Annotated in this window: 7 protein-coding genes; 3 read left to right on the top strand and 4 right to left on the bottom strand. The window is 70.3% G+C overall.

The genetic code is table 11. The features are described from left to right. Window positions 1-53: 53 nt before the first annotated feature. Entirely contained in the window at window positions 54-1,238 is a 1,185-nt protein-coding gene (locus tag ACIP8W_RS29195) for a cytochrome P450 (protein ID WP_401958409.1), read from the top strand. 86 nt (window positions 1,239-1,324) lie between these two features. On the opposite strand, the gene ACIP8W_RS29200 is transcribed toward ACIP8W_RS29195, so the two are convergent. Genes ACIP8W_RS29200 through ACIP8W_RS29215 form a run of 4 tightly spaced genes read right to left on the bottom strand, consistent with a single transcriptional unit; the run spans window position 1,325 to window position 5,255 of the window. Then, window positions 1,325-1,525 (bottom strand): ferredoxin, encoded by a 201-nt coding sequence (locus tag ACIP8W_RS29200; RefSeq protein WP_402153432.1) that lies wholly within the window; start codon window positions 1,523-1,525, stop codon window positions 1,325-1,327. A gap of 28 nt (window positions 1,526-1,553) precedes the next feature. Beyond that, window positions 1,554-2,759, bottom strand: coding sequence for a cytochrome P450 (locus tag ACIP8W_RS29205; protein WP_401958405.1), 1,206 nt, complete (start codon window positions 2,757-2,759; stop codon window positions 1,554-1,556). Window positions 2,760-2,801: 42 nt separating this feature from the next. Continuing rightward, window positions 2,802-3,860, bottom strand: coding sequence for a DegT/DnrJ/EryC1/StrS family aminotransferase (locus tag ACIP8W_RS29210; RefSeq protein WP_401958403.1), 1,059 nt, complete (start codon window positions 3,858-3,860; stop codon window positions 2,802-2,804). Window positions 3,861-3,872: 12 nt separating this feature from the next. Next, window positions 3,873-5,255, bottom strand: coding sequence for a glycosyltransferase (locus ACIP8W_RS29215; protein WP_401958402.1), 1,383 nt, complete (start codon window positions 5,253-5,255; stop codon window positions 3,873-3,875). Window positions 5,256-5,551: 296 nt separating this feature from the next. On the opposite strand from ACIP8W_RS29215, the gene ACIP8W_RS29220 reads away from it, so the two are divergent. Together ACIP8W_RS29220 and ACIP8W_RS29225 are read left to right on the top strand one after the other, a co-directional pair. Continuing rightward, on the top strand, window positions 5,552-9,700 hold the full coding sequence (locus ACIP8W_RS29220) for a type I polyketide synthase (RefSeq protein WP_402205363.1): 4,149 nt from the start codon (window positions 5,552-5,554) through the stop codon (window positions 9,698-9,700). Window positions 9,701-9,747: 47 nt separating this feature from the next. After that, window positions 9,748-11,518: type I polyketide synthase (locus tag ACIP8W_RS29225; protein WP_402154084.1), on the top strand; the 1,771-nt coding region annotated here is incomplete at its 3' end.

Raw genomic sequence — 11,518 nt, forward strand, 5'->3', positions numbered from 1 at the left:
AAGCTTGCCGGGAGGGGCACGAGCGGACCGTCCGACAACCTACGGAGAATTCCATGGTCACATCACAGGAACTGCCCGCGTACCGGGGTGAGTCACCGTCCGTGCTGCGGCTGAGCCCGCTGCTGCGCGACCTCCAGACCCGCGCACCGCTGTGCAAGGTACGCACACCGGCCGGCGACGAGGGCTGGCTGGTGACACGCCACGCCGAACTCAAGCAGCTGCTCCACGACGAACGGCTGGGCCGGGCACACGCGGACCTCGCGAACGCCCCACGGTATGTCCGCAACCCGTTCCTGGACATGCTCGTCGTCGACGACGCGGACCTCGCCCGCAAGGTGCACGCCGAGGCCCGCGCGCTGCTCACACCGAACTTCTCGGCCCGCCGTGTCCTCAATCTGATGCCCAAGGTCGAGGCCGTCGCCGAAGCGGTGCTGGAGAACTTCCTCGCCCAGGGGCCACCCGCCGACCTGCACAGCGGGTTCTCGACCCCGATGTCCCTGGGTGTGCTCAGTGAACTCCTCGGGGTGCCCGCCGAGGACCGGGGCAGGCTCGTCTCGGCGCTGGCCCGGATGGGCGACCTCGGCGACCTCGCGGGCGTCCAGGAGGGACAGCGGGACCTCTTCGGCTATCTGGGCGAACTGGCGGGCCGTAAGAGGACCGAACCGGCCGACGACGTGATCTCACGGCTCTGCGAGAGCGAGCCCTCCGACGAACGCATCGGCCCGATCTCCGCCGGACTGCTCTTCGCCGGACTGGAGAGCGTCGCCGGCCATATCGACCTGGGCGTGGCGCTCTTCAGCCTCCACCCGGAACAGCGCGCCGCGGCGATGGGGGACCCCGGGCTGATGGCGGGCGCCGTGGAGGAGATCCTGCGCTCGGCCAAGGCCGGCGGCTCGGTACTGCCGCGCTACGCCACCGACGACGTCGAGATCGGCGGAGTCACCATCCGTACCGGCGAACTCGTCCTGCTGGACTTCACCCTCTCCAACTTCGACCGGCAGGTCTTCGACGCCCCCGAGCTGTTCGACATCCGCCGCTCGCCCAACCCGCATCTGACCTTCGGCCACGGGATGTGGCACTGCATCGGTGCCCCGCTGGCCCGGATGCAGCTCAGGACGGCGTACACCCTGCTGTTCACCCGCCTCCCCGGGCTGCGGCTCGCCCGCCCGGTCGAGGAACTGCGGGTGCCCGGCGGTCAGTTGTCCGGCGGCCTCAGCGAACTCCCGGTCGTCTGGTAACGGCCGCCCGAGCAGCGGGACGGGCGCTGTCCCCCACCGGCCAGTGGGGGACAGCGCCCGTCGCATGTGCCGCGGTACGCCCCGGCTCACTCCTCCCGTACGGTGATCGCCTGGGACGGGCAGGCGGTCACCGCCTGCCGTACCGCGTCGCGTGTGGGCTCGTCCCCGGGCTCCCCCAGGAGCAGCACGATCCCGTTGTCGCCCTGGTCGAAGACGTCCGGAGCCGTCAGCACACACTGCCCGGCTCCGACACAGCGCTCGGTGTCCACACCGATACGAACCATCATTCCTCCGTCGGTCACTGAGTCGGACAGGTCAACCTTGCCGGGAGGGGCACTGGCCGGCCTGCCAGCGGACGGGCAGCTCGTGCAGCCCGTACAGCACTCCGTCGTACTTGAGCGGCAGCTCCTCGACCGGCACGGCCAGCTCCAGCGAGGGGATCCGCTCGAACAGCGTCCGGTACGCGATGTCCATCTCGACCCGGACCAGGTTCTGTCCCAGGCACTGGTGCACCCCGTACCCGAACGCCACATGGGAGCGGGCCGACCGGCCGGGGTCGAACTCGGCGGGATGGTCGAAGACGGTGCCGTCGTGGTTGGCGGCGGCGACCAGCGGCACGATGCCCTCGCCCGCCCTGATGAGCTGCCCGCCGATCTCCACATCCTCGACGGCCACCCGGAACGCCACCAGATCCGCCACCGAGTAGTAGCGCAGCAGCTCCTCCACCGCCCGCTCGTCGCCGATCCACTCCGGATGGGACAGCAGGGTCACCACCCCGAGCCCGATGTTGTTCGCCGTCGTCTCGTGCCCGGCGATGAGCAGCAGCATCGACACACCGGACAACTCCTGCTTCGACAGCGTCGCGTCGGCCAGCAGCCTGCTGAGCAGATCGTCCCCCGGCCGCTTCTGCTTGACGGCGATCAGCCGGTTGAGATAGCGCAGCAGCGCCTGGGACGCCGCCTGCCGCTCCTCGTCCGTCGAGGTGAGCGTCACCATGACCCGCGTCTTCGCCTCGAAGAAATCACGGTCCGCCCTGGGCACCCCGAGCAGATTCGAGATCACCAGGGACGGCACGGGCAGCGCGAAGTCCGCGATGAGATCGGCGGTGTTCCCCGCGGCGAGCAGGGCGTCGATCCGCGCGTCCACGATCTGCTGGATCGCCGGCCGCATCTCCCTGACCTGACGGACCGTGAACTCCGGGATCAGCGTCCTGCGGAACCTGCCGTGCTCCGGCGGATCCAGCGCCACGAACCAGCCGGGCACCTCGTCCTGGGACGGCACCCCGACGGTCTTCCCCGGCCGGGGAAAACCCGGATGCGAGGGGTTGGAGCTGATCCTCGGATCGGTGAGCACCGTCCGCACATCCTCGTGCCGGGTCACCAGCCAGACCCGGGCACCCGTGGGCAGCACCGACTCGACCAGACCGTCGAGCTTCCGGTAGTCCACGTACTCCCGCGGCGGGAAGGGCTTGCCGGGCCGCCGCAGCGGGAAGGCGACCGGGCATCTGTCGGTAGTTGTCATCTCTCGATTTCCCTGAGGGGTCAAAACGTCCCGGCGGCACACTCACCGCACGCTGTAGAACTTGCGGATCCTTCCCGTGATGAACTCCTGGTCCTCCGCCGACAGCCCGGTGTGTGTCGGCAGATAGAGGCCGTCCTCGCTGAACCGGCTGGCCTTCAGCGCCGGCCAGTTCGCGTCGTAGTACCCCGGCTGCCGGCTCATCGGCTTGAAGAAGACCCGGGTCTCGATCGACTGCGTGGCGAGGAAGTCCCGCAACTCCTCCCGGCGTTCGACGCGCAGGTCGTACATCCACAGCACATCGCGCGGCGGCATCAGGGTGATCCCCTCGATACCGCGCAGCCCCTCGTCGTAACGCCGCTCGATCTCCCGGCGCCGCTCCAGGATCGTCGCGAACCGCTCGGTCTGCGCGAGCGCGACGGCCGCCTGCATGCTCGTCATCCGGAAGTTGTAGGCCAGTTTCTTGTGCAGGAAACTGTGGTCCTTGGTGAACGCCATCCCCCGCAGATGCGCCATCTGCTCCGCGAGCCGACGGTCGTCCGTCAGGCAGATGCCGCCCTCACCAGCCGTGATGATCTTGTTGGTGAACAGCGAGAAACAGGCGATGTCCCCGACCGGCTCCACCCCGTGCGCCTCGGCGGAATCCTCCACCACCCGCAGGTTGTACTCATGGGCGAGATCCATGATCGGACCCATGTCGCAGCGCCGCCCGTAGATATGCACCGGCATGATCGCCCTGGTCCGGGGGGTGATGCGCGCCTCGATCAGCGACACATCGATATTGAGATCGTCCCCGCAGTCCACGAACACCGGCGTCGCACCCGTGTACGTCACCGCCCACGCGCTCGCGATCATCGTGAACTCGGGGACGATCACCTCGTCCCCCGGACCGATCCCGAGCGCCCGCAGCGCCAGGGTGAGCGCCGTCGTACCGGAGGAACAGGCGACCCCGTGCGCGACCCCGTGATACTCGGCGAACGCGCCCTCGAACCGCCGGACATACGGCCCCTGTGACGAGATCCAGCCGTCGCTTACCGCCTCCGTCACATATTCCAGCTCCCGCCCGGCGAGCCAGGGCATGGCGACAGGATGAGTGAATGACATGGAATGCCTCGATCAGTTCAGGGCCGGAAGGCCGAGGAGAACATCAGCCGCGGCGTCACGACCACCGGCGGCCCGCAGCAACGCACCGAAGTACTCGGCGCGTTCACGGAACGCGCCGTCGTCGAGCACCCGGGTCAACTTGTCGAACACATCGTCCGGATCGATCGTCTCCGAACGCCCCACCGTCAGGCTCACCCCGAAATCCCGCCCCCGGACGGCCTGATCGTCACAGTCCACCCACAACGGCCGCACCACCAGGGGCTTGCCGAAGTACAGCCCCTCGTGGAAACCATTGCCGCCCGCGTGGGTGAAGAAGACCCGCACATGCGGATGCGCCAGCACATCGAGCTGCGAGGGAACCCAGCTCTCGATCCGCAGATTCCCCGGAAGCGCCTCCTTCGGCGGCAGCAACTCCTGCTGATCCTTGGGGAGTTTCCAGAGCACCGTGTGCCGGTCCGAGAGCCGCCCCACCACCTCCAGCAGCTTCCCGACCTGCTCCCGCGTCAGCCGGGTGACCGTGCCGAATCCCATGTAGACCACCGACTCGTGGGAGTCCAGCCACCGCGAGAGACCGTCGTCGTCCGGCGCCTGCGGCAGCGGCGGCACCATCGCCCCGACCAGCCGCATCTTCTCCGGCACGGTGAACGGATAATCCAGCTCGGGCACCGAATAACACAACACCTGTTCGGCATGGTCGATCCTGGCCATCATCTGACGTGCCTCCGAAGAGATCCCCAGCTCCGCACGGACCTGGTTGTCCTCCTGCGCCACCTTCCGCATCGACGAGGTCATGAACAGCCCCAGCGTCCGCAGCCGGAACACCTGATTGGCCACCCGCTGCGTGAAGTTCATCGCCCCCGGCAGCCCGGAGTGCGGCACCGGAAACCCCTTAGGGGTGTACGACCTGGCGAACGGCACATGCGAGGTGAGCACATTGCTCGGTACGAACGGCACCCCCAGCACGTACGGGATCTTCCGCGTGATCGCCAGCTCGTAGCCGAACTGGCACATGCTCTCGACCACCATCAGCGCCGGCCCGACCTCGTCGACGACCGCCTCCAGCCGCCGGTACTTGTCCACCCGCGCCCGCGGCACGAACGACTTCCTGACCACCGCGCGGTGTGCCCGGAACCGCGAACGCTGCGTGACCTCCCGATAGGTCGCGTCGTCCCAGGTGACGGCCGACATCGTGGAGACGACATCACCGAGCGACGCGAACGAGACGGGCGTTCCCACCGAGGCCGCCTCGACGGCCGGACGCGCCTTCTCGTCGGCCGCGAACCACACGTCCTCCACACCGCGCCGGGACAACTCCTCCGCCAGCACGAGCAGCGGATTGAGAAGACCGCTCTCGGCATAACTGACGAACAGGATCGGCCGCCGATTCGAGCTCATGAACTACACCCTCCGGAAGCGGCGGCCCGATGGCTCGGTGCGCCGTGCGATGAAGCGGAACACGTAACTTGATCTCACGCCACGTTCCGGAGAATCCCTAGTCTTCGGTGAACTTCCGCCGGGAATCCCACAGGCCGGGGCGGTCCCGCCGAATTCCCTAGGGAAAAGTACAGCGTTGACGCCCGTACGATCCGGCACGGAGAGCTGATGAAAAGTTGTCCGAGGCTTGACCCAGGGCCGGATCCGTATACCGGTCCACGGCCTGATCCGGTGGTCCCGAGTAATTCCCGAGGGGTGTGCACGTCATGACGAGCGGAGCCGACGAAGACCCGATCGTGGTCGTCGGGATGGCCTGCCGCTATCCGGGCGGAGTCCGGTCCCCCGAGGATCTCTGGGAACTGGTCCTGTCCGGCCGCGACGCGATCAGCGGCTTCCCGGTGGACCGTGACTGGGACCTCGCCGCACTCGCCGGGGACGGCCCCGGCTCCAGCGTCACCCGGCACGGCGGATTCCTGCACGGAGCCGCCGGCTTCGACGCCGCGTTCTTCGGCATGTCCCCCCGCGAGGCCCGCTCCACCGACCCCCAGCAGCGCCTCGTCCTGGAAACCTCCTGGGAGGCGCTGGAACGCGCCGGCCTCGACCCGCACGCGCTGCGCTCCACCCGTACCGGCGTGTTCGTCGGCACCAACGGCCAGGACTACGCCGACGTCACCCGGCGCTCCGCCGAGGACCTCGCGGGCCACGCCATGACCGGCCTCTCGCCGAGCGTCGCCTCGGGCCGGGTCGCCTACACCCTCGGCCTCGAAGGCCCCGCCGTCACCGTCGACACCGCGTCCTCCTCCTCCCTCGTCGCCCTGCACTGGGCCGCGCGCTCGCTGCGCGCCGGGGAGTGCGGGATGGCCCTGGCCGGCGGAGTCACGGTGATGTCCACCCCCATCGGCTTCGTCGGCTACTCCCGGCAGGGCGGCCTCGCCCCCGACGGGCGCTGCAAACCCTTCTCCGCCGACGCGGACGGCACCGCCTGGGCCGAGGGTGCCGGCATCCTCGTCCTGGAACGCCTCTCCACCGCCCGGGACGCCGGGCGCACCGTCCTGGCCGTGCTGCGCGGCAGCGCCGTCAACCAGGACGGCGCCTCCGACGGACTCACCTCACCCAGCGGCCACGCACAGGAACAGGTGATCCGCCAAGCCCTGGCCGACGCGGGACTCTCCGCCGCCGACATCGACCTCGTCGAAGCACACGGTACGGGTACGAAACTGGGCGACCCGATCGAGGCACGGGCCCTGCTCGCCACGTACGGCCAGGGCCGCGACCCCGGGCGGCCGCTGCGGATCGGCTCGGTGAAGTCCAGCATCGGACACGCCCAGGCGGCGGCCGGGGTCGCGGGCGTCATCAAGACCGTGCTGGCCCTGCGGCACGCGACGATGCCCCGCATCCTGCACCTGACCCGGCGCACCTCGCACGTGGACTGGTCGGCCGGCACCGTCGAACCGCTGACCGACACCCTCGCCTGGCCGGAGAACGGGCGCCCGCGCCGTGCCGGAGTGTCCTCCTTCGGCATCAGCGGCACCAACGCGCACATGATCATCGAACAGGCACCCGAAGCCCCCGCGCCCCCCGCCATGGCACCGGCGCCGACCCCCACGGCCGTCCCCTGGCCCGTATCGGCCGCCACCGAAGTCGCGCTCGACGCCCAACTCGACCGGCTCGCCTCCTTCGTGGCCGCCCGTCCCGACGCCGCCCCGGTGGACATCGGCTTCTCGCTCGCCACCGGCCGGGCGGCGCTGCGCCACCGGGCGGTCCTCCTCGCGGACGGGCGGAGCGTCACCGAGGCCGCCAGAGGCCGCGCGGGCGACCCCGCCGTCGCCGTACTCTTCCCCGGCCAGGGCAGCCAGCGGCTCGGCATGGGACGCGAACTGTACGAGCGCTTCCCGGTGTTCGCCGAGGCGCTGGACGCCGTACTCGCCGTACTCGATCCGCTCCTCGACCGCCCCCTGCGCGAGATCATGTGGGGCGACGACCCGGAGCCGCTGAACCGCACCGACCGTACCCAGCCCGCCCTGTTCGCGGTCGGGACCGCGCTCTTCCGGCTGGCCGCATCGCTCGGCATCCGCCCGGCCGTCGTCGGCGGCCACTCCATCGGCGAGATCACCGCGGCGCATGTGGCGGGGGTGCTGTCGCTGGCCGACGCGTGCACCCTGGTCGCGGCCCGCGCGAAGCTGATGCAGGCGCTGCCCGCGGGCGGCGCGATGGTGGCCGTACAGGCGACGGAGGACGAGGTCGCGCCGCTGCTCGCCGGGCGGGAGGACACGGTGTCGGTCGCCGCCGTCAACGGCCCCGCGGCGGTGGTCGTCGCGGGCGAGGAGCGCGCCGTCGAGGAGATCGCCGCGCACTTCGCCGGCCGGGGACGCGCCACGAAGCGGCTGCCCGTCTCGCACGCCTTCCACTCCCCTCTGATGGACCCGATGCTCGACGACTTCCGGACCGTCGCGGAGTCCCTGGCCTTCCACCCGCCCACCCTGCCCGTGATCTCCCACCTCGCGGGCCGGTCGACGACCGGCTCACTGACCACACCCGACCACTGGGTACGGCACGCCCGGGAGGCCGTGCGCTTCGCCGACGGCATCGCGGCGCTCCAGGACGCGCGCGTGGACATCCTGCTGGAGCTGGGCCCCGGCAGCGTCCTGTGCGCGATGGCCGAGGACAGCTTCGAGCGGTACGACAGCCCTGCCCCGGGTGGCAGCGCGCCCGCCCGGCGGCCGACCGCCGTACCCGCCCTGCGCAAGGGGCGCGGCGAGGAGGGCGCCTTCGCCACCGCGCTGGGACGGCTGCACACCGCCGGGGTCTCCGTCGACTGGCACGCCTACTTCGCCGGTACGGGCGCCCACCGCGTCGACCTGCCCACCTACGCCTTCCAGCACGAACGCTTCTGGCCCGCACCGCCGCCGGAGAACACCGACACCCCCGGACACCCGCTGCTGGGCGCCGGGCTGGAACTCGCCGACGACGAGGGCACGGTGTTCACCGGCAGGATCTCCCCGCACACACACCCCTGGACGCTCCAGCACACGATCGCGGGCCGCACCGTGCTGCCCGCCTCGGCCCTCGTGGAACTGGCGGTCCACGCGGGCGACGGCACCGGCTGCGACCGGGTCGAAACCCTCGACCTGACCGAGCCGCTCGTCCTGACGGGACACGGCGCCGTACGGCTGCTCGTACGCGTCGGCGTGGCCGACGGCATCGGCCGCCGCACCCTCACCATCCACTCCCGGCCCGAGGGGAGCGCGCCCGAGGAGCCCTGGACCCGGCACGCGACCGGCGTCCTGGCCCCGGCCACGGAGACCTCCTCCGGTACGGGCCTCGGTACGGAAGCGTGGCCGCCGCCGGGCGCGGAACCGGTGGACATCGACGACCACTACGAGCGGCTGGCCGACCGGGGCTTCGACTACGGCCCGGCCTTCCGGGGGCTGCGGGCGCTGTGGCGACGCGACGACGACCTCTTCGGCGAGGTTGCTCTGGACGATGTGGGCGCTCTGGGCGCCGAAGCGCAGCCGTACGGCATTCACCCCGCCCTGCTCGACGCGGCCCGCCACCCGGCCATGACGGACGGCGCGGGTGGTCTCCCGGCCACCTGGCGCGGGGTGTCCCTGCACGCCTCGGGGGCGACCGCGCTGCGGGTCAGGATGTCCCCCGACAGCGACGGGACCATGGCGCTGCTGGCCGCCGATGGCTCCGGAGCGCCGGTCTTCTCGGCCGAGGCGCTGCGCGTACGGCCGCTGGACGCGGGCGACTCGGCGACCGGGTCCTCGCCGGGGGGCTCCCGTATCTCTTCGCTGCCTTCTTCCGCGCTGTCGTCCTCCGTGCGGTCCTCTTCCGCGGGGTCATCTTCTGTTTCGCGGCCGGTGGCGCGGGGCGGCGGGGCGCGGCCCGCGCTCGCCGCCCGGCTGGCGGAGCTGCCCGAGGCCGAACAGTGCGGGTATCTGCTGGATCTCGTACGGTCCGAGACCGCGGCCGTCCTGGGACACGACGGCCCGGAGGCGGTCGGGGCGCACGAGGTCTTCAAGGAGCTGGGGTTCGACTCGCTGGCCGGGGTCGAACTCCGGGACCGGCTGGGTGCTCTCGCCGGGCGCCGGTTCCCCAGCACCCTCGTCTTCAGCTTCCCGACGCCGGCTCTGGTCGCCGGGCATCTCGCGAAGGTTCTCGGCGGACGGGCCCGCACCGCGACCGGGTCGGCGGACGACGAACTCACGAAGTTCGAGACGGCTTTGCGCGCGATGTCGGCGGACGGTTCCGAACGGCAGACGATCGTCGATCGAATGGAACGCATCATTTCCGAACTCAGACCGTCCAAGCGGAACGCCATGGAATGCTCCGACGAGGACATCGAGACGGTTTCGGTCGACAGATTGCTCGACATCATCGATGAAGAGTTCGAAACCATGTAGAGAATTGCTGTTTTCGTTCGCGACACGATGATAATAAGGACAGGCCGGTGCCAGAAGAGCAGCAGGAAAAAGTCGTCGACTACTTGAGGCGAGTCACCTCCGATCTCCGCCGCGCGCGCCAGCGCATCGGCGAACTCGAACTCAAGAGCAACGAACCCATCGCCATCGTCGGAATGGGCTGCCGCCTCCCCGGAGGCGTCCGGTCCCCCGAGGAACTCTGGGACCTGGTCGCCTCCGGCGGCGACGCCATCGCCGGATTCCCCACGGACCGGGGCTGGAACCTGGACCGGCTCACCGGGAACGGCGAAGGGAGCAGCACTACTCACGAGGGCGGATTCCTCTACGAGGCGGCGGAGTTCGACGCCGGATTCTTCGGGATCTCGCCGCGCGAGGCCCTCGCCATGGATCCCCAGCAGCGGCTGTTGCTGGAAGTGTCGTGGGAGGCGCTCGAACGCTCCGGGATCGCCCCCGGCACACTGAGGGGCACCGATGTCGGTGTGTTCGTCGGCGCCTACCACTGGGGACAGCCGTCGGCGGAGAGCGCGGGAGAGCTCCAGGGCCACGCGCTGACCGGTACGGCGGCCAGCGTGCTGTCGGGACGCCTCGCCTACACCCTCGGGCTCGAAGGCCCCGCCCTCACCGTCGACACCGCCTGCTCCTCCTCGCTGGTCGCCCTGCATGTGGCGGCACAGTCCCTGCGTAACGGCGAGTCCTCGCTCGCGCTCATCGGCGGGGTCACCGTACTGACCGAGCCCTCGGTCTTCGTGGAGTTCAGCAAACAGGGCGGGCTGGCCGCCGACGGTCGCTGCAAGGCGTTCTCCGACGAAGCCGACGGTACGGGCTGGGGCGAGGGCGTCGGTGTGCTCGTCGCGGAGCGGCTCTCCGACGCCCGGCGCAACGGTCACCAGGTCCTCGCCGTGCTGCGCGCTTCCGCCGTCAACCAGGACGGTGCGTCCAATGGCCTGACCGCGCCCAACGGCCCTTCCCAGGAACGTGTTGTTCGTCAGGCGCTTGCCAATGCGGGGTTGTCCGCGTCGGATGTGGACGTGGTGGAGGCGCATGGTACGGGTACGAGGTTGGGTGATCCGATCGAGGCGCAGGCGTTGCTGGCGACGTATGGGCAGGACCGGGAGCCGGGGCGGCCGTTGTGGCTGGGTTCTCTGAAGTCGAACATCGGGCACACGCAGGCGGCGGCCGGTGTCGCGGGTGTCATCAAGATGGTGCAGGCCATGCGCCACGGCGTACTGCCCAGGACACTGCATGCCGGGACCCCGTCCTCGCACGTCGACTGGGACGCGGGCGCGGTCCGGCTGCTGTCGGAGGCCGTGGAGTGGCCGGAGACGGGCAGGCCGCGCCGATGCGCGGTGTCGTCGTTCGGTATCAGCGGTACCAACGCACACGCACTGCTGGAGCAGGCGCCGACCCCCGAGACGCCGTCGGACACGGAACAGCCGGACCCGGGCACCGGGAACACGGTCGCGGCGAACGGCATTCCGTGGGTCCTGTCCGGCCACGGTCGGGAAGCCGTACGGGGCCAGGCGCGGGCGCTGGTCACGGCGCTGGAAACCTCCCCGGAGAAGCGCGCGGTCGATGTGGCCCACTCTCTGGTATCGACCCGCTCCCTCTTCGAGCACCGGGCCGTCGTCATCGGCAGGGACCGCGACGAACTCCTCGCAGGAACAAGCACTTTGGGAGCTGGAGGCCCCTGGAGCGGTCTTGCCGAGGGTGTGGCGGATGTCGGGGGGAAGACGGTGTTCGTTTTTCCGGGGCAGGGGTCGCAGTGGGTGGGGATGGGGGCTCGTTTGTTGGAGGAGTCGC

The sequence above is a fragment of the Streptomyces sp. NPDC088554 genome (assembly GCF_044752945.1).
In the GTDB taxonomy this organism is placed as follows: Bacteria; Actinomycetota; Actinomycetes; order Streptomycetales; family Streptomycetaceae; genus Streptomyces.

Excerpts from the sequence above, each read along its gene's own strand:
- ACIP8W_RS29195 (WP_401958409.1), top strand. The coding sequence starts at position 54 with ATGGTCACATCACAGGAACTGCCCGCGTACCGGGGTGAGTCACCGTCC.
- ACIP8W_RS29200 (WP_402153432.1), bottom strand. The coding sequence starts at position 1,525 with ATGATGGTTCGTATCGGTGTGGACACCGAGCGCTGTGTCGGAGCCGGG.
- ACIP8W_RS29205 (WP_401958405.1), bottom strand. The coding sequence starts at position 2,759 with ATGACAACTACCGACAGATGCCCGGTCGCCTTCCCGCTGCGGCGGCCC.
- ACIP8W_RS29210 (WP_401958403.1), bottom strand. The coding sequence starts at position 3,860 with ATGTCATTCACTCATCCTGTCGCCATGCCCTGGCTCGCCGGGCGGGAG.
- ACIP8W_RS29215 (WP_401958402.1), bottom strand. The coding sequence starts at position 5,255 with ATGAGCTCGAATCGGCGGCCGATCCTGTTCGTCAGTTATGCCGAGAGC.